This window comes from Bacteroides togonis (genome assembly GCF_900130135.1).
Lineage (GTDB): Bacteria > Bacteroidota > Bacteroidia > Bacteroidales > Bacteroidaceae > Bacteroides > Bacteroides pullorum.
The window spans coordinates 2,700,536-2,724,766 of the sequence record NZ_LT670820.1; the positions used below are offsets into that span (position 1 = coordinate 2,700,536).

Genomic DNA, 24,231 nt, shown 5'->3' on the forward strand with positions numbered 1-24,231 from the left:
GAAGAGATATATGAAGATGAAAAAACTGTTTCTACTGCTGACCGTGGCCCTGCTGGGCCAGTGGGCCATCGCCCAAAACAAGATAGACTACTCCGTCTACGAAGACAAGCTGAACCTCTACGTGGCCAACGACTTGGGCCGCAACGGATACTACGACCAGAAGCCCATCGCCGAGCTGATGGGCGAGATGGCCGAGGAAGTGGGCCCCGAATGTGTCATCGCCGCCGGCGACGTGCACCACTTCGAGGGCGTCCGCTCCGTGGACGATCCCCTGTGGATGACCAACTACGAGCTGATCTACAGCCATCCTGAACTGATGATCGACTGGTACCCCATCTGCGGCAACCACGAGTACCGCGGCTCCACGCAGGCCGTGCTCGACTATGCCCGCGTCAGCCGCCGCTGGGAGATGCCCGCCCGCTATTACACCAAGACCTTCAATGAAGAGGGCACTACCGTGCGCGTCGTCTGGCTGGACACCACCCCGCTCATCGACAAATACCGCCAGGAGAGCGACAAGTATCCCGACGCCTGCCTGCAGGACATCGACGCCCAGCTGCAGTGGCTGGACGGCGTGCTGGCAGCCGCCAAGGAAGACTGGGTCATCGTCGTAGGCCACCATCCCATCTACGCCGAGACGCCGAAGGACGACATCGAGCGCCTGAACATGCAGCAGCGCGTGGACCCCATCCTGCGCCGCCACAAGGTGGACATGTACGTCTGCGGACACATCCACAACTTCCAGCACGTCCGCGTCAAGGGCAGCGACATCGACTATGTGACCAACTCCAGTGGCTCGCTCAGCCGTAAGGTCAACGCCATCGACGGAACGGTGTATTGCAGTCCCGAACCGGGCTTCTCCATCATCTCCGCCACGCCCCGCACGCTGGAGCTACGCATGATCGACAAGACGGGACGGGTGTTGCACACGGTGAAGCGCAGCAAGTAACCCTTTCCCCACAGGGCAAAACTCCCGAGTTTCGAGCCTTCCGAGATGTCGGACAGGGCAAAACTCCCGAGTTTCGGGCCTTCCGAGACGTCGGACGGGGCAAAACTCCCGAGTTTCAGGCCTTCCGAGACGTCGGACGGGGCAAAACTCCCGAGTTTCGGCCTTCCGAGACGTCGGACAGGGCAAAACTCCCGAGTTTCGGGCCTTCCGAGACGTCGGACGGGGCAAAACTCCCGAGTTTCAGGCCTTCCGAGACGTCGGACGGGGCAAAACTCCCGAGTTTCAGGCTGTCCGAGACGTCGGACGGGCAGAAAATCCCGATAGCCGGGGCGTCCGAGGTCTCTCAGGACGTCCCGGTTTACTTTTCCTTCGGCCTTCCGCTCAAGTCGTCCTTCGGCATGGCAGGGTCGTTGCCGTCGCACATGGCCATATAGTGGGGCGACATGATTTCCACGCCCTCGGCGTTGAAGCGGTCCTGGATGTTCTGGTGCAGGTCGGAATAAATCTGCGCCAGGCGGTCGGCCTCCTTAATGTAGGCGTTCACCTGGTAGACGGGATACCAGTCGCTCAGCGAGGTGGAGAGGACGAAGGGCCTCGGGTCGTCCACTACGCCCGGCGTGTTCAGTGCCGCCTCGATCAGCAGCTTGTTCACCAGGCGCCAGGGCACGTCGTAGCCGATGGTCACCTCGGAGTGGATGATGAGCCCGTATTCGCGCGCCGACTGGCTGAAGTTCACCGTATGCGACGACATGATGAACGAGTTGGGGATGGTCACCACCTCGTTCTTCGGCGTACGGATGCGGGTCACCAGCGGCGTCTTCTCCACCACGTTGCCCGTCGTTTCGTTCAGCTGGATGCGGTCGCCCAGTTTGAAGGGGCGCATGTAGGTGATGACCAGCCCCGCGATGATGTTGCCGATAACCGTACTCGACCCGAGCGAGACAATCAGACCCACGAACACCGAAATGCCCTGGAACACACCCGAATCGGCACCCGGCAGGTAAGGATAAATCATCGCCACCATGAAGGCGTAGAGCAGGAAGCGGATGATGTGGTAGGTGGGCATCGCCCAGTCGGGGTAGAAGCCGTTCAGCTTGAGCCGCTCGGACTGCACCTCGCCCGCCAGGTAGCGGAACAGGCGTACCAGGTACTTGATGGCCAGGCAGATGACGAAGATGGTGAAGAGATTGGGGATATAGGCCAGAATGCCGTAGAGGATGCTCTTCACGGGGTCCCAAATGTAGAAGAAGAGCTGATAGGCCAGGTTCTTGGTCTGCGGGAAGATGGCAAACAGCATGGGCACCGTCAGCAGCAGCTGCAGCAGCATGAAGGCGTAGCGGAACAGGTTGGCGACGAACACCAGCAGCCGGACCTGCTTCTGCGTGTCCAGTAACTCAAAGTCCTGGATGGAGAAGGCCTTCAGGCGCGTGTTCCTCAGCCGCAGGATGCGCACCTTCAGCTTACGGAAAAGCCAGTTGGTAAGCTTGAACAGCAGGAACTGGCCCACAAGCACCAGCACAAAATAGGCAATGCGCTTGAACAGCTGTAACAGGCCGTGTTCCTCCTTCATCACCTTCAACTTCTCCACGATGACCGTGCGCTTGGCGGCAGCCAGCTGGTCGCGCGTGCAACTCTCCCACAGGCCGTCCTGGTCGGTAAAGGAGACAATGACCTTGTCCCCGTACATCACGTCAGTCACGATGTCCGTGCTTTCGATATAGACTGAGTCGGGATGCAGGTTGAAGCGCTTGCCCAGGGTCGTAATCTCGTGCGACACGTTCTCGGCCCGCTGCTGGGGCGTGAGTCCCCCGCGCTTGGCGTAGAAATAAAACAGAGTGTCCTCCTCTACCACGACGGGCATGCCCTTAGTCTGGTGCCGCAGGGAGTCGATGCGCTGTTTCTGCCGGGCCAGCTTCACCGAGTCGGCAGCATACGTCACCAGCCTCATCTGCTCAATCTCCATGCGCAGGTTGGCCTCGTTCAGACGAGCGGCGGCCAGCTCCTCGCGGACTTTGTCCAAGGTTACCGAATCCGTATCGGTTTACACTCCGGCAACGGCGGACTGGCTGTCCGTACCCAAAATATCAAGCACTTTGTCCATGACCTGGGCCGACACGCCGACCGCAGGCAAGCAGAGCAGACAAAGGCAGAAAAGACGGAATTTCTTCATGTTTCTATCTGTTTACGTTTGAACCATTCACCAATTATCATTTACCGTTTATCATTCACCATTAATTCCTATCTTTGCACCGTAAAACTTAAATTATAGACTCGTCATGGATATACTCTTCCTCATCGGAGGTCTCCTCCTCATCCTGCTGGGCGCCAACGGCCTGACCGACGGCGCTTCGGCGGTAGCCAAACGATTCCACATCCCCAACATCGTCATTGGACTGACCATCGTAGCCTTCGGTACATCGGCTCCCGAACTGGCCGTCAGCGTATCTTCAGCCCTGAAAGGCAGTGCCGACATCGCCGTGGGAAATGTCGTGGGCAGCAACATCTTCAACGCCCTGATGATTGTAGGCTGCACAGCCATGTTCGCCCCCATCGTAGTACAACGCAACACGTTGCTGAAAGAAATCCCACTCTGCATCCTGGCCTCACTGGCCCTGCTGGTGATAGGCAACGACATGCTGCTGGACCATGCGGCGGAGAACGTGGTCAGCATCACGGACGGTCTCATCCTGCTCTGCTTCATGGCCATCTTCCTGAGCTATACGTTTGCCATCGCCAAAACGAACCAGGCTCCCGCCCCCTCTCCAACAGCGGAAGTAGAAAACGACAGTCCGACCGTTACCGCAGAAGACGGAACGGAAATCAAGGATATGCCCCTGTGGCGGTCGACGCTTTATATCATAGGCGGACTGGCAGGCCTCATCTGGGGGGGACAGCTCTTCGTGGATGGAGCCAGCGGAATAGCCCGGTCGCTGGGCGTCAGCGAGTCGGGCATAGGGCTGACACTCGTAGCCGGCGGCACCTCGCTGCCCGAACTGGCCACCAGCATCGTAGCGGCGCTGAAAAAGAACCCCGAAATAGCCATCGGCAACGTGGTAGGCAGCAACCTGTTCAACATCTTCTTCGTATTGGGCTGCTCAGCCTCCATCACGCCTCTGCACCTAACGGGCATCAACAATTTGGACCTGCTGGTACTTGTAGCCTCCAGCATTCTGTTGTGGATTTTCGGCGTGTTCTTCGGCAAGCGCACCATTACACGTATTGAAGGCAGCCTGCTTATTGCCTGCTATGTGGGATACACTGCCTGGCTTATCTGCCACGCCGGCTAAGGCGGCTTCCGCTGTGCATTCTTCATCCCCATTCTTCATTCTTCATTAAAAAAACATTATCTTTGCCCCCAAAAGAAAAAGGACTTGACAACATGGCTGTTACAATTAAAAAAGTTACCACAAAACGGGAATTGAGACGCTTCATCCGCTTCAACTATGAACTATACAAAGGAAATCCCTACTCCGTGCCCGACCTCTACGACGACATGCTGAACACGTTCAACCGCCGGAAGAACGCTGCCTTTGAGTTCTGCGAGGCTGAATACTTCCTGGCATACAAAGACGGACAACTCGTGGGCCGAGTAGCCGCCATCATCAACAATCGGGCCAACCAGACATGGGGCAAGAAGGAGGTCCGCTTCGGCTGGATAGACTTCACTGACGACGCCGAAGTGTCCGAAGCCCTGATACGCACCGTGGAGCAATGGGGCAAAGAACGCGGCATGACGCATATCGTAGGACCGCTGGGCTTTACCGACATGGATGCTGAAGGTATGCTGGTCGAAGGTTTCGACCAACTGGGTACGATGGCCACCATCTACAACTATCCCTACTACCCGCAGCACATCGAGCGACTGGGTTTCACGAAGGACGCCGACTGGGTGGAATATAAGATCTACATCCCTGACGCCATCCCTGACAAGCATAAGCGCATTTCCGACCTTATCCAGCGCAAGTACAACCTGAAAATTAAGAAATATACTTCGAGCCGAAAGATTGCCCGCGACTACGGCCAGGCCATTTTCGAACTTATCAACGAAGCCTATACGCCCCTCTATGGATACTCCGCCCTGACGCAGCGACAGATAGACCAGTACGTCAAGATGTATCTTCCTATTCTCGACTTACGCATGGTGACACTCATTACCGACCAGGATGACCAGCTTGTAGCTGTGGGCATTTCCATGCCTTCACTCTCCGAAGCCCTGCAGAAATCGCACGGACGTCTGCTTCCTTTCGGCTGGTACTACCTGCTCAAGGCTCTGTTTTTCAAACGCCGTGCCAAGATGCTCGATCTGCTGCTCGTAGCCGTGAAACCCGAATATCAGAACAAAGGAGTCAACGCACTGTTATTCTCTGACCTCATCCCCGTCTACCAACAACTGGGCTTCGAATATGCTGAAAGTAACCCCGAGCTGGAACTGAACGGCAAGGTACAGGCGCAATGGGAATACTTCCGCACCGAGCAACACAAGCGGCGACGGGCGTTTATCAAGGAAATAGGATAAGACGGATTCCCCCAATAAAAAAGACGAAAATTTGTTCATGCCCTGCAAAACCGCTATTTTTGCAAGATAACAATAGAAAGGGAGTAGTCAAACCATGGAAGAAGAAGAAAAAAAATACGACAACTTGCAATTTGCGGAACAGCCGGTAGAATATACTGACGACAACATACGCCATCTGGACGACATGGAGCATATTCGTGTCCGTTCAGGTATGTACATCGGCCGTCTGGGCGATGGTTCGCAAAGTGACGACGGTATCTATGTGCTGCTGAAAGAAGTGATGGATAACTCTATCGATGAGTTCAAGATGGGCGCCGGCAAGAAAATCGAAGTGACGATCGAGGACAACCTTCGTGTCAGTGTACGCGATTACGGTCGCGGTATTCCACAAGGTAAACTCATCGAAGCTGTCAGCAAATTGAACACAGGTGGTAAATACGACTCCAAAGCTTTCAAGAAGAGTGTCGGCCTGAACGGTGTGGGTATCAAGGCGGTGAACGCCTTGAGCAGCCGTTTCGAAGTATGCAGCTATCGAGAAGGCAAAGTACGCAAGGCTGTATTTGAGCGAGGCGTTCTCCTGAGCGACACGACTGAAGAATCGCAAGAAGAAACAGGCACTTACATCTTCTTCGAACCAGACAACACTTTGTTCGTAAATTACAGTTTCCAAAACCAATTTGTAGAAACATTATTGCGTAATTATACTTACCTGAATACAGGTCTGACCTTTATTTACAACGGCCAGCGCATTGTTTCACGCCATGGACTGGAAGATCTGCTAAAAGACAATATGACCAGTGAAGGTCTTTACGACATCGTCCACCTAAAAGGTGAAGACATTGAGATAGCTTTCACCCACACCAACCAGTACGGCGAAGAATACTACTCTTTCGTTAACGGACAACACACCACACAAGGCGGTACACACCAAAGTGCCTTGAAGGAACACATTGCTCGTACTATCAAAGAATTCTATAACAAGAATCAGGATTATGCCGACATACGAAATGGACTCGTAGCTGCCATTGCAATCGACGTAGAAGAGCCCATGTTCGAAAGCCAGACCAAGACTAAGCTTGGCTCCAATAACATGTGGCCTGCCAACCCACAGGAAGGTATCCCCGCAGGTCCTACGGTAAACAAGTATGTAGGGGACTTCATCAAAACCGAGGTAGACAATTTCCTGCACAAAAATCCCCTGGTAGCCGATGTCATGCTCCAAAAGATACAAGACTCAGAAAAGGAGCGTAAAGCTATTGCCGGCGTCACCAAACTGGCTCGCGAACGTGCCAAAAAGGCAAATCTGCACAATCGCAAACTACGCGACTGTCGCTACCACCTGAACGACGGGAAAGGTAAAGAACAGGAAGCCGATTCGTGCATCTTCATCACCGAAGGCGACTCTGCCAGCGGCTCCATTACGAAAAGTCGCGATGTGAACACACAAGCCGTCTTTTCCCTCCGTGGAAAACCGCTCAATTCTTACGGTCTGACTAAGAAAGTCGTCTATGAAAACGAGGAGTTCAACCTTCTACAAGCTGCCCTCAACATTGAAGACGGCCTTGACGGGTTACGCTACAATAAAGTCATCGTAGCTACCGATGCCGATGTGGACGGCATGCATATCCGACTGCTCATTATAACCTTCTTTTTGCAATTCTTCCCTGATCTCATCAAAAAAGGACACGTTTATATCCTGCAAACACCTCTTTTCCGTGTACGCAACAAGAAGAAGACCAACTATTGTTATACAGAGGATGAACGCCTAAAATCCATTGAAGAATTAGGTCCTAACCCTGAAATCACCCGTTTTAAAGGACTGGGGGAAATCTCGCCCGACGAGTTCCGCCATTTCATCGGCAAAGACATGCGTCTGGAGCAAGTAAGCCTCCGCAAGACCGATCTTGTCAAAGAACTACTTGAGTTCTATATGGGCAAGAACACTATGGAAAGGCAAAGTTTCATCATAGACAATCTGGTAATCGAAGAAGACAGAGTAAACTAAGTTTTAGGTATTCGACACATTTATGACCAAAGCAATCTTTCCAGGGACATTCGACCCCTTTACTGTCGGGCACTATTCTGTAGTAAGACGTGCATTGACATTCATCGATGAAATAGTTATCGGTATCGGTATTAATGATAACAAAAATACCCATTTCCCCATTGCCGAGCGCGAAGCTATGATCCGCGACTTGTATAAAAACGAACCCCACGTCAGCGTACAAGCATACGACAGCCTGACCATCGACTTTGCCCGCCAAGTGGGGGCCAACCTTATCATCCGCGGCATTCGAACGGTCAAGGACTTCGAATACGAAGAAACCATTGCCGACATCAACCGCAAACTGACTGGCATCGAGACCATCCTCCTCTTCACCGAGCCAGAACTTTCCTGCGTCAGCTCCACGATAGTTCGCGAGCTGATGGGCTACGGAAAGGATGTCAGCATGTTCCTGCCCGAAGGAATGAATACATCTCACGAGTAAGCAACCATTAACAATATGAAAAAGATACAACTACTCTTTTTGTTCACCATCTTGTATGCGGCCCAAGCCGTAGGTCAGAAACAGAACGAAAGCCCCCTGCGTAAGCTGCAGATGGCAGAATTTGCCATCAGCCGCCTTTATGTTGATTCTGTAAACGAAACTAAGCTGGTAGAGGATGCCATTGTCGGTATGCTCGAACACCTCGACCCGCACTCCACCTATAGCAATCCTGAAGAAGTAAAGAAGATGAACGAACCTCTGCAAGGCAATTTCGAAGGTATTGGCGTCCAATTCCAAATGATTGAAGACACGCTCCTCGTCATCCAGCCCGTCAGTGGTGGCCCTTCAGAGAAAGTCGGTATCTTGGCAGGTGACCGTATTACTGCTGTTGACGACACCGTTATTGCAGGTGTCAAAATGAGTACTGAAGACATCATGAAGCGCCTGCGAGGCCCCAAAGACACACGAATAAAACTTACTGTAGTACGCCGTGGCGTAACCGATCCGCTCCAATTCGACGTCATCCGCGACAAAATTCCACTCTTTAGCCTCGATGCCTCTTATATGATAGATGGCCGCATAGGCTACATCCGCGTCAACCGCTTCGCCGCCACTACAGCAGAAGAATTCTCCAAGGCAATGAAAGAACTCCAGCAACAGGGAATGAAAGACCTCATCCTTGACCTCCAAGGCAACGGCGGAGGTTACCTGAACGCCGCCATCGACTTGGCTAACGAGTTCTTGGGACAAAAGGAGTTGATAGTCTACACCGAAGGGCGTGCTTCACGTCGGGCTGAGTTTGCCGCCAAGGGAAACGGTAGTTTCCGCGAAGGACGGCTGGTGGTATTGGTAGACGAATATTCGGCTTCGGCCAGTGAAATCGTGACTGGTGCCGTACAAGACTGGGACCGAGGTGTCGTCGTAGGCCGCCGCACTTTTGGCAAGGGCCTCGTACAGCGTCCTATCGACCTACCCGACGGCTCCATGATACGTCTTACCATCGCCCGTTATTACACTCCTTCGGGCCGTTGTATCCAGAAGCCTTATAATGGCAAGGGGGACGACATGCAGGAAGCCTATGCCAAGGACCTGCTCAACCGCTTTGACCACGGCGAGCTCATGCACGCCGATAGTATCCACTTCCCCGATTCGCTGAAGTACCGCACTCTGCGCTTGGGCCGCACCGTTTATGGCGGTGGTGGTATCATGCCAGATTTCTTCGTACCCATAGACACCACGCTCTACACCGACTGGCATCGCCAGCTCGTAGCCAAGGGCATCATCATCAAAGCCACCACGGGCTACATCGAGCAACATCGTGAAGAACTGAAAAAGAAATATAAGACCTTCCACGTCTTCAACGACAAATTCGAGATAGACGATGCCTTCATGGCTGATATCCGTTTGGCAGCGGACAAGGAGAAAATCAAGTTCGATGAAGAGCAGTACAATCGCGCCCTGCCCCTTGTCCGTACACAGCTCAAGGCCCTCATCGCCCGCGACCTGTGGGACATGAGCGAATACTATCAGGTGATGAATGCCACAAACGAGAGCGTTCAGCAGGCACTCAAGGTACTACGAGAAGGGAAGTATCTATTTTAATGGTGGGCGGTAGACTACCGCTCGCCGAACAACCATTTGTTCAGCCAACGGTTTACATAAACATTGACCACGGCACAACCTGCGCCAATGGCGGCTCCCGCCAACACATCTGACGGGTAATGAACGCCTTCGTTCATACGTGACACACCCACCGAACAGGCCCATAAGGCCGAAGGAGCGATGACATACCACTTGGGATAAGTGATACTCAAGGAAGTGGCCAAGGCAAAAGCTGTCGCCGTATGCCCAGACGGAAAAGAAGGACTGCTTTCGCGACTATAAGCGTGCACACGATCAGGCCAACGGTCATAGGGGCGCTCGCGGTCTACCAGATACTTCATTCCATAGGTCACCACAAAGGCTCCCGCTACGCTAGTACCCACGTAGAGAGCATCCTTCAGCAGATCCTTGTCGTGCCTGATCCAGCCGGCTACGGCCATGGCCACGGGTACTCCGATAGCCACATAGGGTTCCGACTTTGATATTACTTTATTATAATTACGAACAAACTTGTTGTCCCAGCCGTTCACTTTATGTAAAACATTGATATCCCAATTCTGCGCTCCCAAAGCTGAAGCAAACAAAATTACTACCATTCCTAAAAGCAGTCTTTTCATACCACATCCAGTTTAACGTGAGTTCGAAATAAGAATAAATATATTTTGCTTATAATTAGGAACATAGCGATAAAAGCATTAAATTTATAGTACCCAATTATAACATTTAAACGATTACCACTATGTTCTCAGAGGCTAAAGTTACGAAGATTTATTGTATGGCGGATGATTTTTGCAAGGAATTTGCGTTGCAGCAGGAAAAATATATGATCGAGGACAAGAAGACCAGGCATCGTAACAAACCCAACCGTATGAGTGATGCGGAGATTATGGTTATTCTTATCCTGTTTCACTCCGGTGGTTTCCGTTGTTTCAAGCATTATTACAAGGAGTATGTCTGTAAACATCTGAAACATCTTTTTCCGCGTCAGGTTTCCTATAACCGTTTTGTAGAACTGGAGAAGGAAGTATTACTTCCCATGACCATCTTCATTAAAAAAGTACTGCTGGGAACCTGTACCGGCATCAGTTTTGTTGACTCCACTCCTTTACGTGTTTGTCGCAACCAAAGAATCCTGATTCATAAGACATTTGAGGGACTTGCCGAGCGTGGAAAATGTTCTATGGGATGGTTCTTCGGATTCAAGCTGCATCTGATAATCAATGACAAAGGAGAGATCCTCAATTTCATGTTTACTCCCGGGAATGTGGATGACCGGGAACCGTTGAAAGGAGGAAAGTTCCTGGAAAACATCAAAGGAAAACTATGTGCAGACAAGGGATATATAGGTCAGGCTCTGTTTGAGAACCTTTTCCTTAATGGCATACAGCTTGTTACTAAAGTTAAAAACAATATGAAGAACTCACTGATGAGTATTGCCGACAGAATCTTGCTCCGAAAAAGAGCCTTGATTGAAACGGTCAATGATGAGTTGAAGAATATCGCACAGATAGAACATTCCAGACATCGTTCATTCAATAACTTTATAGCCAATTCTTTGTCGGCTATAGCAGCATACTGCTTTTTTGAAAAGAAGCCCGCCATTGACGTTAACTTTGTCAATGACGGACAACTTGCTATTTTTTGATTTTATTTCGAACTCACGTCAGTTTAGATTCCGTGCCAAAGATAAGGCAAATCCGTCAGGTACACAAAAATTCTTATAAAACTGCCCGCCCAGCAAAATTTGTATGGTTAGAAAAGCATAAAGAGATGACTCCAGCAAAGCAATGCTTTCTTTAGCGGAAAACAATGCTTTCTTCTCCAAAAAGCATTGCCTTTTCTGAGAGAGAACATAGCCTCTCATTCTATAGTTGCAAGCCACCCTTCCTGCCACAAACATCCGCGTAGATTACGGAAATATTTCTTTAATCCCTTGCTAAATCAATGTATTTCCTTTATTTTTGCAAGGAAATATCGTCCACAGACAATCAAAGGATATATTTACAACTATTAAATAACTTAAATTCAATCATTTATGTGGTTAAGTAATTCATCTGTAGGAAGGAAAGTGGTGATGAGCGTTACCGGCATCGCCCTTGTCCTGTTTCTGACGTTTCACATGGCGATGAACCTTGTTGCGCTTGTCTCAGCCGAGGGCTACAACATGGTTTGTGAGTTCCTGGGAGCAAACTGGTACGCACTGGTGGCAACAGTCGGTCTGGCCGCCTTGTTTGTCATCCACATCATCTACGCTTTCTGGCTGACGATGCAGAACCGCAAGGCACGCGGTACGGAACGTTACGCCGTAACGGAGCGACGCAAGGAAGTGGAATGGGCATCACAGAACATGCTCGTTCTGGGTATCATCGTTATCGTAGGTCTGGGTCTGCACCTGGTGAACTTCTGGTCAAAGATGCAGCTGCCCGAACTGATGCACAACATGGGCATGCACGCTGACACGCTGACGCTGGCTTATGCCGCCAACGGCGTTTATCACATCGAGAACACGTTCGCCAACCCTGTATTCGTCGTTCTGTACCTCATCTGGCTGGGTGCCCTGTGGTTCCACCTGACCCACGGTTTCTGGAGCTCCATGCAGACACTGGGCTGGAACAACAAGACTTGGATCAGCCGCTGGCAGTGCATCTCCAACATCTACTCTACCATCGTAGTGCTCTGCTTCGCCCTGGTAGTGGTTGTGTTCTTCATCAAATCTTTGATGTAAAAACGCGAAGCTTGCAAATTTGTAGATTGTAAATGACTAAATTGTAAATTCATTATGACCAAGATAGATTCAAGAATACCGGAAGGACCGGTAGCTGAGAAATGGACGAACTATAAAGCCCATCAGAAATTAGTAAACCCCGCCAACAAGCGTCGTCTGGACATCATCGTGGTTGGTACAGGTCTGGCTGGTGCCAGTGCTGCTGCCTCGCTGGGCGAAATGGGTTTCAAGGTATTCAACTTCTGCATTCAGGACTCTCCGCGCCGCGCACACTCCATCGCCGCTCAGGGTGGTATCAATGCAGCCAAGAACTATCAGAACGACGGCGACTCTGTATACCGTCTGTTCTACGATACTGTAAAGGGCGGTGACTACCGTGCCCGCGAAGCCAACGTTTACCGTCTGGCCGAGGTATCGAACAACATCATCGACCAATGTGTGGCACAGGGCGTTCCCTTCGCCCGCGAATACGGCGGTACGCTGGCCAACCGTTCATTCGGTGGTGCACAGGTATCACGTACCTTCTACGCCAAAGGTCAGACTGGACAGCAGCTGCTGCTGGGTGCCTACTCTGCACTGAGCCGTCAGGTAAATGCCGGTACTGTAAAACTCTATACCCGCTACGAAATGGAAGACGTCGTTATCATCGACGGTCGTGCCCGTGGTATCATCGCCAAGAACCTGGTAACAGGTAAGCTGGAGCGTTTCGCCGCTCATGCTGTAGTTATCGCAACTGGCGGTTATGGAAACACTTACTTCCTCTCGACCAACGCTATGGCATGTAACTGTTCAGCTGCTATGGCTTGCTACCGTAAGGGTGCCTGGTTCGCCAACCCGGCTTACGTACAGATCCACCCGACCTGTATCCCTGTTCACGGCGACAAGCAGTCCAAGCTGACTTTGATGTCCGAGTCTCTGCGTAACGACGGTCGTATTTGGGTTCCGAAGAAACTGGAAGATGCCAAGAAATTGCAGGAAGGTACGCTGCAAGGCAAAGATATCCCCGAAGAAGATCGCGACTACTACTTGGAGCGCCGCTATCCGGCCTTCGGTAACCTCGTTCCGCGCGACGTTGCCAGCCGTGCCGCCAAAGAGCGTTGCGACAAGGGCTACGGCGTGAACAACACTGGTCTGGCTGTGTTCCTCGACTTCTCCGAAGCCATCAACCGTTTGGGTAAGGACGTTGTGGCTCAACGCTACGGCAACCTGTTCGACATGTACGAAGAAATCACCGACGTATCGCCCTACGAAAACCCGATGATGATCTATCCGGCCATCCACTACACCATGGGTGGTATCTGGGTTGACTACGAACTGATGACCTCTATCAAGGGTCTGTTCGCCATCGGCGAATGCAACTTCTCTGACCACGGCGCCAACCGTCTGGGTGCTTCCGCTCTGATGCAAGGTCTGGCCGACGGTTACTTCGTATTGCCTTACACCATCCAGAACTATCTGGCCGACCAAATCACCGTTCCTCGCTTCTCTACCGACCTGCCCGAATTCGCAGCTGCTGAAAAAGCCGTTCAGGACAAGATTGACCACCTGATGAACATCAAGGGTAAGAAGTCTGTAGACTCCATCCACAAGGAACTGGGCCACATCATGTGGGAATACGTTGGTATGGGTCGTACAGCTGAAGGCTTGAAGACCGGTCTGGCCAAGCTGAAAGACATCCGCAAGGAGTTCGAGACCAACCTCTTCATCCCGGGCAGCAAGGAAGGCATGAACGTAGAGCTCGATAAGGCCATCCGTCTGAACGACTTCATCACCATGGGTGAGCTGATTGCCTACGACGCACTGAACCGCAACGAATCGTGTGGTGGCCACTTCCGTGAAGAATACCAGACAGAAGAAGGCGAAGCTAAGCGCGACGACGAAAACTTCTTCTACGTAGCTTGCTGGGAATACCAGGGTAGCGACGACAAAGCTCCGGTATTGCTGAAAGAGCCGCTGGTTTACGAAGCCATCAAGGTACAGACTCGTAACTACAAGAGCTAATCGGGAATGTTGAACAATTAAAGAACTAACAAAAATGGATAAAAATATATCATTTACACTGAAAGTATGGCGTCAGGCAGGTCCTAAAGCCAAAGGCGCTTTCGAAACCTATCAGATGAAAGACATTCCCGGCGATACTTCTTTCCTGGAAATGCTGGACATTCTGAACGAGCAGCTGATTTCTGAAGGTAAGGAACCGGTTGTATTCGACCACGACTGCCGCGAAGGTATCTGCGGTATGTGTTCACTCTACATCAACGGACATCCGCACGGACCTGCACAGGGTGCAACAACTTGTCAGATCTATATGCGCCGCTTCAACGATGGCGACACCATCACTGTAGAACCTTGGCGTTCTGCAGGTTTCCCCGTTATCAAGGACTTGATGGTAGACCGTACGGCTTATGACAAGATTATGCAGGCCGGTGGCTATGTAAGCGTAAATACAGGTGCTCCTCAGGACGCTAATGCTATCCTTATTCCGAAAACCATTGCAGATGAGGCTATGGACGCTGCCAGCTGTATTGGTTGTGGTGCCTGTGTAGCCGCTTGTAAGAATGGTTCGGCAATGTTGTTCGTATCAGCCAAGGTAAGCCAGCTCAATCTGCTGCCTCAAGGCAAGCCAGAGGCTCTGCGCCGTGCCAAGGCCATGTTGGCTAAGATGGACGAACTGGGCTTCGGTAACTGTACCAATACTCGTGCCTGCGAGGCTGAATGTCCGAAGAACGTCTCCATCAGCAACATCGCCCGCCTGAACCGCGATTTCATCCGTGCCAAGTTGAAAGACTAATCAGACTCCTTTCTACATTTGATTAATATCAACACGAACTCCTCTGCTAAAAACTCTTGGCAGGGGAGTTTTTTATTCCCCGAAACAACAAAATAGACCTCCTCATTTCAAAACCGCCTCCCACCAGATTAATGAGAAACACCCCGATAGAATCGATTTACAACTTGATATCTATCATGCTATATTTACTCCAAATCTTAAATCCGTGTACGCGAACGATAAAACAAAGGCACTCCGTGCACGCAAACAATAAACAATAGTGAAAGTAGTTTAAAATAAAGTGTAAAAAAGACATTTATTTTGGTAGATAAGAAAAGAAGCTATACTTTTGTGCAGTGATTTTTTTCATAGTATTAGATTTAAGGTTAACAAAGGTTGGGCTCGGCGGAGCCCATTTTTTATATCCATATGTTCCAAATGCACTCTCTTCAAGATATAAATCTCTGAAAAATCATTCAACTTGAAGATAATTCCAGTTTCTTTCCCAATTTGCCCTATTTCTTTGTGGTGAGAAAAGATAGGCTCGACAGTCTTATTTTAAAGCAAACCGATTATCAACCCAAAAACAATTAATTATGAAAAGAATCTTATCATTATGCCACATTTTACTTACAGGTAGCTTCGTCCTGATGACATCCTGCAATGACAACGATGATTTGCACTCCAATCCTGTCCCCGAAAATATTCCTGAAAAGGTTATTCTAGAATTCAATGCCAAATATCCCAATGCCACCAACGTAACCTGGAGTACCAAAGATACATACGCCGTTGCCAATTTCTACTTGGCCAGTACTCGTACTGGAGGCCATGAGCCCAATAATACAGCCTGGTTCAATATGGCAGGGCACTGGAATATGACAGAAACGGAGATTAGTTACCAGCAATTACCCGAAGCCGTAAAAACAGCCTTTGAGGCAAGCCCGTATGCAAGTTGGCGAATGGATAACGAAATAGACAAGTTACAACGTAGTGACAACAACGAAACGCTGTACATCATTGAAGTAAGCCAAAAAGAAGGAAATGTGGAAACAGAAGTCGACCTGTATTATACAGAGGAAGGTATTCTCGTGAAAGAAATCGTAAATGCGGAAGCTGATAACGACTACCACGAATACCTGCCGCAACAACCGGAAGGAAACATACAGACCTGGCTCGACCAGAACTTTCCCAACGCGCGCATCGTGGATTACGACTGTGAGCAAAACGGCACGGAAGTGGAAATCATTGCCAATGGACTGAAACACGAGATCCTGTTCGACAACCAGCAGCAGTGGGTTTACACCAAAACCGAATATGAGCGCAGAGACTTGACACAAATTCCGACCAGCATCCTGAACCATCTGCGCACCTCGCCTTACTACACCAGCGATAATGCTATCGACGACGTGGAAAAATACACCACACGTGACAACGGAACCTACTACTGCTTCAAACTCAAAACTGCATACGACGATGATGTAAAAGTATATGTGAACGAGACCGGCATCATCAGTCGTCCACAGAATGGAAGTGATGGAGGGAACAGCAACGTACCCGTAGAGGACGAACTTCAAAACTTCATCGACCAAAAGTACCCCGGCGCAATCATCTTGGAAAAGGATTACGACCATGGCTATCTGGAGATAGATATCCTACACGATGGCATAGAAAAGGAGGTTAAGTTCAGCGGGCAGAATCAGTGGGTACGCACGGAATGGGAAGTGCGACAATTGCCTGATGCTGTCAAGAACACAATCACCGCCCAAGGATATACGCTGGACGACAATGAATTCGGTTACGTAGAAACGGCTGACAGTATCTGGTACGAAGTGGAAGTGCGCAAAGGACGTGATGAACTGAAGCTGTACATCAGCCCCACAGGCGAAATCCTACGCACGGAATATGACGACTAAATGATCCGTTTCGTCGGTCTCTCACGAAGTGCTTCGTGAGGGGCTGACGAAGCACTGCATGAGGGTGTCAGGAAGTGCTTCATGAGCCCCTGACGAAGCACTGTGTCAGAAGGCCAGGAAGCACTGTGTCAGACCACCATTTACCAGAATTGTCTGACACCCATGCAGGGGTTTATGCCAACAGATGATACACTCCACCCACCAGCGCCTTCACTACTCCTTTCATTTCCAACTCAAAAAGAATGGCACTCATACGGTTTACAGGGATATTAGCCTCAACAACCAGCGTATTAATGTGCAAATCATCACGACTCAAAATCTTGACCACACGCATCTCCTCCTCCGTCAGTTCAGGAAAAAGACTACGTTGGACAGCGGCTGTCTTGCGACATTCCTCACCATGTCCCCAATTCATAGCCTTCACGAAATCTGACGCATCGTTTATCAGAGCTGCTTTGTTGTCACGTATCAATTGATTGCAACCCATCGAATATTCGTCTGTTGCCCGACCAGGCACAGCAAAGCAATCACGATGGTAACCCTCGGCCAACTCCGCCGTAATGAGCGAGCCTCCTTTAGCCGCTGACTCCACGACAATAACAGCATCACTCATGCCGGCCACGATACGATTGCGACTGACAAAATTGTGACGGTCGGGATTAGTATCTGTAAGAAACTCAGTCAGCAAACCGCCCTCAGCCAGCATATCGACGGCTGTTTTCCGATGGACAGCAGGATAGATGCGATCCAGACCATGGGCCAATACTCCTACAGTAGAAAGCCCGTTGGACAGAGCTGCACGATGGGCATGCACGTCAATGCCGTAAGCCAGACCACTAACCACCAGTACATCGGAACACAGCTCGGAAAGGTCTCGGAGGAAATCGGTACAGAAGCGTTTACCGTAATCTGTCGCCCGACGCGTACCTACCATGCTAACTACCCGCAGGCGGTTCAAGTCGGCATTTCCCTTAAAAAACAATACGATGGGGGCATCTTCACAATCGCGCAAACGTGAGGGATAGCGTTCATCAGACAGCGTCAGGCAGTCCACTCGGTTCTTCTCGGCCCACTCCAGTTCCTTCTCGGCCTGAAGAAAAGCAGCTGGATTGTCGAGCGCAGCCACAACAGAAGTATGGAAGATGCCCGGATAACGCTCAGGCAACTCCGTACGAAGACCGAACACATCGGCCGCACTACCTACGGTATCCACCAACCGTTTGGCACCGATGTGTCCAATGCCCGGACAAAGGGTCAGGGCAATACTACAAAGTCGTTCATCAGTATTCATGGTATTCAGATTTAAGTATAAGAAGCTTCTTAGTCTGCCGTAGATGCCAGATAAGGAGCAAAGACACGATCAAACAACTCGCTCTCGCTCAACCGTCCGTTCACCACACAGACGGCCTCGACCACACCCTTCAATGACACCTTGCCGTCGCTCTTACGGAAGATATCCTGATAAAAGACGTATTTGATACCTTCTTTCTTCATGTAGAGCTTCGAGACAAACTCGTCGCCACTCTTCAACGGCGTCTTGAAGGCCATGCTGATGCGTGCCACTACGGGGTCAACACCCTGCTCGTGGAGGGCGGCGAAGCTAATGCCCACGGAGGTGAGAAACTCGTGACGCGTATGTTCCAAATAGTGCTGGTAGTTGGCATTGTTCACAATGCCCTGCAGGTCGCACTCGTAGTCGCGCACCTTCATTTCCAGCTCGTAGATGTATTTTTCTGCCATAATATTGAATTTATTATCCTCGCTGATGCTCCACGTCCAGTCCCTTGAACCGCTTCAGCTCCTCGAGGCTGACCAGCTTGTAGAGCTTGTCGCTGGGGCGTATCTTGACGGACTTCATGGAGAAGTGTTCACCCTTGTGGACGGTCTGAACAGGTTTCAAATCAACGCGCGCCTCCTCCAGCGTGACATACTCGGCACCGGTCGTGGGGCCGGTGATAAGCAGCTTGTCGCCCACATTGATTTCGGCCGCCTCCACGAGGAACTCGGCCACACCGATGTTGGAAAAATAACGGATGCCCTTGCCCACGTATATCTTGCGCTCCGTGGCCGCCGAACCATAGTTCTTCGTCCATTCACCCAAACGCTGCCCCAGGTAGTAGCCGTCCCAGAAGCCGCGATTGAAGACCGTAGCCAGGCGACGGTTCCACTCTTCTATCTTCTCGTCCGTGAACGTATTGTCCAGATAGGCACGGATGGCTTCCTTGTAGCACTCCACCACGGTACGCACATACTCGGGGCCGCGCGCACGGCCTTCTATCTTGAACACACGCACGCCCGCATCCATCATCTTGTTCATGAAGTGAATGGTCTTCAGGTCCTTAGGCGACATGATGTACTGGTTGTCAATCTCCAGCTCGGCGTCGGTCTCCTTGTCGCGCACGATGTAGGAGCGGCGGCACACCTGCATACAGGCACCGCGGTTGGCTGAGTTGTTCATCTGGTGGAGCGACAGGTAGCACTTGCCGCTGACGGCCATGCACAGGGCGCCGTGGCAGAACATCTCGATGCGGATGCGTTGACCCGACGGGCCGCAGATATTCTCCTCGCAGATGTGGCGGTAGATTTCAGATACCTGCTCCAGATTCAGTTCACGCGCCAGCACCACCACGTCGGCAAACTGGGCATAGAAGCGCAGGGCCTCGACATTACTGATGTTGAGTTGGGTGCTGAGGTGCACCTCCTGCCCTATCTCTCGTGCATAGGTCATCACGGCCACGTCGGCAGCGATGATGGCCGAGATGCCGGCCTCCTTGGCGGCACGCACAATGGTGCGCATCAGGGGAATGTCCTGGTCGTAGATGATGGTGTTCACGGTGAGGTAGCTCTTCATGCCGTGTTCGTCGCACGTACGGGCTATCTCGCGCAGGTCGTCGATGGAGAACGTATTGGCCGAACGGGCACGCATGTTCAGGTTCTCGATGCCGAAGTAGATGGAGTCTGCTCCGGCCTGTATGGCAGCGGCCAGCGACTCACGCGAGCCGACGGGAGCCATTATTTCAAAATCTTTCAGTTCCATGTCTTTTTATCAGTTATGTGGCAAAGGTAGATATTTTTCCGTACTTTTGCAGCCTAAATGCAACAGAATATGAAAATAGCCAACATAGACCTGGGTCCGCGCCCCGTGCTCCTCGCCCCGATGGAGGACGTCACCGACCCCGCCTTCCGCTTGATGTGCAAGCGCTTCGGCGCCGACATGGTATATACCGAGTTCGTCTCGGCCGACGCCCTGATACGCTCCGTCAGCAAGACGGAGCAGAAGCTCAACATCAGCAACGAGGAACGTCCCGTAGCCATCCAGATATACGGACGAGACACGGCCACGATGGTCGAAGCTGCCAAGATTGTGGAGCAGGCGCGCCCTGACATCCTCGACCTGAACTTCGGCTGCCCCGTGAAGCGCGTAGCGGGCAAAGGAGCCGGAGCAGGCATGCTCCAGAACATCCCGCTAATGCTCGAAATCACCCGCGCCGTGGTCGATGCGGTGAAGATACCCGTCACCGTGAAAACCCGCCTCGGCTGGGATGCCGAACACAAAATTATCGTCACCCTGGCCGAGCAGTTGCAGGATTGCGGCATCAGCGCCCTGACCATCCACGGTCGTACCCGCGCGCAAATGTACACAGGTGAGGCTGACTGGACCCTCATCGGCGAGGTGAAGCGGAATCCGCGCATGCACATCCCCATCATCGGTAACGGCGACGTCACCACCCCACAACGCGCCCTCGAGTGCTTCGAGCGCTACGGCGTAGACGCCATCATGATAGGCCGCGCCAGCTTCGGACGGCCGTGGATATTCAAAGAAGTGAAACATTATCTGAAAACGGGCGAGGAGCTTCCTCCCCTCACCCCCGAATGGTGCATGAACGTGCTCCGCCAGGAGGTGGAAGACAGCGTCAACCTACTGGACGAACGCCGCGGTATCCTCCACGTACGCCGCCATCTGGCCGCCAGCCCTCTGTTCAAAGGCCTGCCCAACTTCCGCGACACACGTATCGCCATGCTTCGTGCCGAGACGAAGGAAGAGCTCTATACCATCTTCGACGAGATAGGACGGAAGTTCTTCGGCCTCTAAGCCGAACTACCCACTGAAAAGGTTGTATCTTTTGCTCCGAAAGAAACAATGTTTTCCTGCAAAGAAAGCAATGTTTTAAGGCAAAAGATACGGTCTTTTTTTATGAACGCCCGAAACGAACAAATTCATAGGAAGCATGCAATTAGCGGAACAGGGGTTGTGCAAACCAGCGCTTGAACATCCACGTGGTGAGCACATACAGTCCAAAAGCCGTGATGAAGCCTGCTATAGCATCGATGAGGTAGTGCGCCTGAATATAGACCGTGGCACAGCAGAGCAACACGTAGAAAGGCAGGAGGCAAGCAAAAAGCCAGCGGCTGCCACGCCAGGCCATAATCATCAGGATGGTCGACACACCGACATGCGACGAAGGGAAGGCGGCCGTAGGACGCTCACCCACCTGCTGCGAACTCTCCACCAGATTATAGAAGAAACCATGCTCATAACCCGGCCCCGGCAGCAGCTCCTGATTGTGATTGAAGTAATCGCCGATAGAGGGAAAGACACCGTTCAGAACATTCTCCATGCCGATGGCCGGAAAGTAGAACTGAGGTCCTGCCACAGGTACGAAGATGTAGATGAAATAGTAAAGGAAGAAGGAGGAGATAATAACAAAAGATACCTTCTCCAGCAAGTCGAAACGGCGGATGAAGTACCACAGCACGATGACCAGCATCATGGGATAGTAGAAGAAGTAACCCATGTTGAGCGGTTCGCTCACCCAGATATAGGGCAGGCGTTCGGCAAACCAGATGGCGGGCTGCCCGCCGAAGAGCCACTGCTCGGCCGAAGCGAACACATGGTCCAGATTGGGGAAGAGGCGGTTGAACTCATACGTGTCGGGATACCAGTAGGACAGGAGCGACATCTGTATCGTGACACGCACAAAGGCAGAAAACTTGCAGGGTGCCAAGCGGTAGAGATACATCAGCAGAAAGGTCACGGCAGCTATCAGCGCACGATCGCCCAGCATCCGCAGGGGATGGTCCATACGCTGATACAGAAACAGTATCAGGATTGATGTGAGCAGGTTGTAGATGAGCGACACCTTCTCTATCGCAAACAGCCCCTTACGGGTATCCACCATCTTGAATATATCTAAAGCCATCCTTCTTTCTTGTACCAGGCAATGGTTTCCTTCACGCCGCGCTCCAGGTCGTATTCAGGCCGGTACCCCAGCTCACGGACGGCGGGCGTGATGTCACACTGCCAGTTGCGTTGTTTCATTATATTATACTTGTCGCGGTTGAGCGTACTCGTCGTCTTCCGCAGGGCAGCCCACCGTTCGGCCAGCAAAGATACAACTTTTAATAGAAACAGCGGGCATTTAATGCGAATAATCAGCGGATTGCCCAATTCGCGGCGTATCAGGTCGGAGAACGTGCGGCTGGCATATACCTGCCCGTCGGACAGGAAGTAAGCACGTCCCTTGATACTCCGCTCGATGCCGAGGAACACGGCCTGCACCACATCCTTCACATAGACAAACGTCAGGTCCTGGCGCCGGTAGCCCACCGACATATCCACGTGCCGCTTGATAGATTCGGCCATCAGGAAATAGTCGCGTTCGCGGGGACCATAGACACCCGTGGGGCGGTAAATGACGCAGGGGAAACCGTCCATGGCCAGCAAGGCCTGCTCCGCCTTCAGCTTGCTCCGACCGTAAGCCGTGTTGGGCTGGGGCGTGTCGGTTTCGCGGATGGGCTCGTAAGTATTCTCGTGGACAGGCCCAAAGACACTCAGCGTACTGATGAAAGCAAACTGGCGGGGCGTCATGTCGAGACTCCGAAGAGCATTGGCCAGGGCGCAGGTCTGCCCACAGTTCACGCGGTCGAAGTCGGCAGGGTCGATGCATTTCGTCACGCCCGCGCAGTGCACCACGTAGTCGAAAGCCCCATGCGCTTCGCGATGAGCCTTGAGCTGTTCGAACAGACGGTCGGTGTGGGCAAAGTCCAACTCCAGGAAGTGCAGGCCGGGCTCTTGCAGATACTTGCGACTGCTCGACGCGCGAACGCCTGCCCACGTCTCGAATCCACGGCACAGAGCCTCTTCTACCAGAAAGCTGCCGATGAAACCGCTGGCGCCCGTTATCAGGATACTCTGTTTCATGCTCTGTCTATTTTACAGGTTCTACATGTATATTAATGTAAGTCCGACTTCCGAACTCGCTCTTCAGGCGGTTCTCGATAGCCGTGGCGGTATGATGGGCCTCCTCCAGCGTTATCTGCCCGTCCATGCGAATATGCACCTCAATGGCATAGCTGCTACCTATCCGCCGCGTGCGCAGGTGGTGAGGCGAAGTAACGCCAGGAAAAGCTAGAATTTCCTGCTTGATTTTCTCCTCGACCTCGGCTGGGAGCGACTTCTCCAGCAGCTCTTCGACACAGGGCACCAGCAGCTGGATGGCCACCTTCATGATGAACAGACTCACCACCACGGCCGCCAGCGGGTCCAGTACGAGCCACTGCTCGCCCAGCAAGATGGCACCGCCGATGCCGACAGCCGTACCGATGGACGAGAGCGCGTCGCTCCGATGATGCCAAGCATTGGCCACCACGGCCTGCGAATTCAGCCGGCGGCCTTTCAGCACGGTATATTGGTAGAGCAGCTCCTTGAAGAGGATGGATGCCAGTGCCGCCCACAAGGCCAGCATGCCCGGTTCTTTCAGTTCGCCTCCCTGCCAGAAGTCCCAGATGGACGTGGCTCCGTTCCACAGGATGCCGAAGCCCACGAACAGCAGTATCAGGCCGATGATGGCCGTAGCCAGCGTTTCATACTTACCGTGGCCATAGTCGTGCCCCTCGTCCTCGGGCTTCGACGAAATGCGCACGAAGACGATAACGATGATGTCCGTCACGAAGTCGGACAACGAATGGACGGCATCGGCCAGCATAGCAGCACTATGCCCAAGGATGCCTGCCACAAACTTGAATACGAGCAGCAACAGATTGACCACGCTGCCTACAAGGGTTACTCGATAGATACCGGCCTCACGGACCGCCTCTTCAGACTTTTCTTTTTTTTCTTTCATTTTACAAATCTATTTCTGAAAGGAGAAGCAAAGATACGACAAATCTGTTATCACTCTCCTTTTGACCTGCAAATTCTGCACAAAGACAAGAATTTAGAGACTGTCTGAACTACCGAATACAAAAGTTTGTTACCTTTGCAAGG

Annotated in this window: 20 protein-coding genes and 1 pseudogene; 12 read left to right on the top strand and 9 right to left on the bottom strand. The window is 51.8% G+C overall.

Annotated elements, in window-relative coordinates; translation table 11 throughout:
* The first annotated feature begins 16 nt into the window (after positions 1-16).
* Positions 17-949, top strand: coding sequence for a metallophosphoesterase (locus BQ8005_RS11505; RefSeq protein ID WP_075319163.1), 933 nt, complete (start codon positions 17-19; stop codon positions 947-949).
* A 358-nt stretch (positions 950-1,307) separates the two neighbouring features.
* Here the strand turns inward: BQ8005_RS11505 and BQ8005_RS11510 are convergent.
* Positions 1,308-3,119, bottom strand: a pseudogene (locus BQ8005_RS11510) (mechanosensitive ion channel family protein).
* Positions 3,120-3,225: 106 nt separating this feature from the next.
* Between BQ8005_RS11510 and BQ8005_RS11515 the strand changes: the two are divergent.
* The 5 genes from BQ8005_RS11515 (at position 3,226) to BQ8005_RS11535 (ending at position 9,556) form a co-directional block, all read left to right on the top strand.
* On the top strand, positions 3,226-4,236 hold the full coding sequence (locus tag BQ8005_RS11515) for a calcium/sodium antiporter (protein ID WP_075318145.1): 1,011 nt from the start codon (positions 3,226-3,228) through the stop codon (positions 4,234-4,236).
* Positions 4,237-4,328: 92 nt separating this feature from the next.
* On the top strand, positions 4,329-5,465 hold the full coding sequence (locus tag BQ8005_RS11520; protein ID WP_075318146.1) for an N-acetyltransferase: 1,137 nt from the start codon (positions 4,329-4,331) through the stop codon (positions 5,463-5,465).
* Positions 5,466-5,559: 94 nt separating this feature from the next.
* The gene (locus BQ8005_RS11525) at positions 5,560-7,470 is read left to right on the top strand and encodes a DNA topoisomerase IV subunit B (protein WP_075318147.1); all 1,911 of its coding nucleotides are present in this window, start codon (positions 5,560-5,562) and stop codon (positions 7,468-7,470) included.
* Between the two features lie 22 nt (positions 7,471-7,492).
* On the top strand, positions 7,493-7,954 hold the full coding sequence (gene coaD, locus BQ8005_RS11530) for a pantetheine-phosphate adenylyltransferase (protein WP_021846981.1): 462 nt from the start codon (positions 7,493-7,495) through the stop codon (positions 7,952-7,954).
* 15 nt (positions 7,955-7,969) lie between these two features.
* Positions 7,970-9,556, top strand: coding sequence for a S41 family peptidase (locus tag BQ8005_RS11535; protein ID WP_075318148.1), 1,587 nt, complete (start codon positions 7,970-7,972; stop codon positions 9,554-9,556).
* Between the two features lie 14 nt (positions 9,557-9,570).
* Here BQ8005_RS11535 and BQ8005_RS11540 read toward each other — a convergent pair whose 3' ends face one another.
* Positions 9,571-10,173 carry a phosphatase PAP2 family protein gene (locus BQ8005_RS11540; RefSeq protein WP_021846983.1) on the bottom strand — a complete coding sequence of 201 codons (603 nt, stop codon included), beginning with the start codon at positions 10,171-10,173 and terminating at the stop codon, positions 9,571-9,573.
* Positions 10,174-10,295: 122 nt separating this feature from the next.
* Here BQ8005_RS11540 and BQ8005_RS11545 point away from each other — a divergent pair, with 122 nt between their 5' ends.
* On the top strand, positions 10,296-11,201 hold the full coding sequence (locus BQ8005_RS11545) for an IS982 family transposase (RefSeq protein WP_075318149.1): 906 nt from the start codon (positions 10,296-10,298) through the stop codon (positions 11,199-11,201).
* An 18-nt stretch (positions 11,202-11,219) separates the two neighbouring features.
* Here BQ8005_RS11545 and BQ8005_RS11550 read toward each other — a convergent pair whose 3' ends face one another.
* Entirely contained in the window at positions 11,220-11,381 is a 162-nt protein-coding gene (locus tag BQ8005_RS11550; RefSeq protein WP_159436247.1) for a hypothetical protein, read from the bottom strand.
* 210 nt (positions 11,382-11,591) lie between these two features.
* Between BQ8005_RS11550 and BQ8005_RS11555 the strand changes: the two genes are divergently transcribed.
* The 4 genes from BQ8005_RS11555 (at position 11,592) to BQ8005_RS11570 (ending at position 16,964) form a co-directional block, all read left to right on the top strand.
* On the top strand, positions 11,592-12,281 hold the full coding sequence (locus BQ8005_RS11555) for a b558 family succinate dehydrogenase (Or fumarate reductase) cytochrome B subunit (protein WP_021846984.1): 690 nt from the start codon (positions 11,592-11,594) through the stop codon (positions 12,279-12,281).
* A 54-nt stretch (positions 12,282-12,335) separates the two neighbouring features.
* A complete protein-coding gene (locus BQ8005_RS11560) occupies positions 12,336-14,282 on the top strand; it encodes a fumarate reductase/succinate dehydrogenase flavoprotein subunit (RefSeq protein ID WP_075318151.1) in 1,947 nt (648 codons plus the stop codon).
* A 34-nt stretch (positions 14,283-14,316) separates the two neighbouring features.
* Complete coding sequence (locus BQ8005_RS11565) at positions 14,317-15,072, top strand: succinate dehydrogenase/fumarate reductase iron-sulfur subunit (RefSeq protein ID WP_021846986.1); 756 nt, start codon at positions 14,317-14,319, stop codon at positions 15,070-15,072.
* Positions 15,073-15,647: 575 nt separating this feature from the next.
* Positions 15,648-16,964, top strand: coding sequence for a PepSY-like domain-containing protein (locus tag BQ8005_RS11570; RefSeq protein WP_075318152.1), 1,317 nt, complete (start codon positions 15,648-15,650; stop codon positions 16,962-16,964).
* A 172-nt stretch (positions 16,965-17,136) separates the two neighbouring features.
* Here BQ8005_RS11570 and dprA read toward each other — a convergent pair whose 3' ends face one another.
* The 3 genes from dprA to BQ8005_RS11585 are packed head-to-tail and all read right to left on the bottom strand — an operon-like array spanning position 17,137 to position 20,001.
* On the bottom strand, positions 17,137-18,255 hold the full coding sequence (gene dprA, locus BQ8005_RS11575) for a DNA-processing protein DprA (protein ID WP_075318153.1): 1,119 nt from the start codon (positions 18,253-18,255) through the stop codon (positions 17,137-17,139).
* Between the two features lie 29 nt (positions 18,256-18,284).
* The gene (locus tag BQ8005_RS11580; RefSeq protein ID WP_021846989.1) at positions 18,285-18,704 is read right to left on the bottom strand and encodes an acyl-CoA thioesterase; all 420 of its coding nucleotides are present in this window, start codon (positions 18,702-18,704) and stop codon (positions 18,285-18,287) included.
* A 13-nt stretch (positions 18,705-18,717) separates the two neighbouring features.
* On the bottom strand, positions 18,718-20,001 hold the full coding sequence (locus BQ8005_RS11585; RefSeq protein ID WP_075318154.1) for a peptidase U32 family protein: 1,284 nt from the start codon (positions 19,999-20,001) through the stop codon (positions 18,718-18,720).
* A gap of 69 nt (positions 20,002-20,070) precedes the next feature.
* On the opposite strand from BQ8005_RS11585, the gene dusB reads away from it, so the two are divergent.
* A complete protein-coding gene (gene dusB / locus BQ8005_RS11590) occupies positions 20,071-21,057 on the top strand; it encodes a tRNA dihydrouridine synthase DusB (RefSeq protein WP_075319165.1) in 987 nt (328 codons plus the stop codon).
* A 142-nt stretch (positions 21,058-21,199) separates the two neighbouring features.
* Here dusB and BQ8005_RS11595 read toward each other — a convergent pair whose 3' ends face one another.
* The 3 genes from BQ8005_RS11595 to BQ8005_RS11605 are packed head-to-tail and all read right to left on the bottom strand — an operon-like array spanning position 21,200 to position 24,088.
* A complete protein-coding gene (locus tag BQ8005_RS11595; RefSeq protein WP_075318155.1) occupies positions 21,200-22,165 on the bottom strand; it encodes a phosphatase PAP2 family protein in 966 nt (321 codons plus the stop codon).
* Complete coding sequence (locus BQ8005_RS11600) at positions 22,156-23,166, bottom strand: NAD-dependent epimerase/dehydratase family protein (RefSeq protein WP_075318156.1); 1,011 nt, start codon at positions 23,164-23,166, stop codon at positions 22,156-22,158. Before BQ8005_RS11600 ends, BQ8005_RS11595 begins: the two co-directional genes overlap by 10 nt.
* Before the next feature lie 7 nt (positions 23,167-23,173).
* A complete protein-coding gene (locus BQ8005_RS11605) occupies positions 23,174-24,088 on the bottom strand; it encodes a cation diffusion facilitator family transporter (protein ID WP_075318157.1) in 915 nt (304 codons plus the stop codon).
* Positions 24,089-24,231 lie beyond the last annotated feature (143 nt).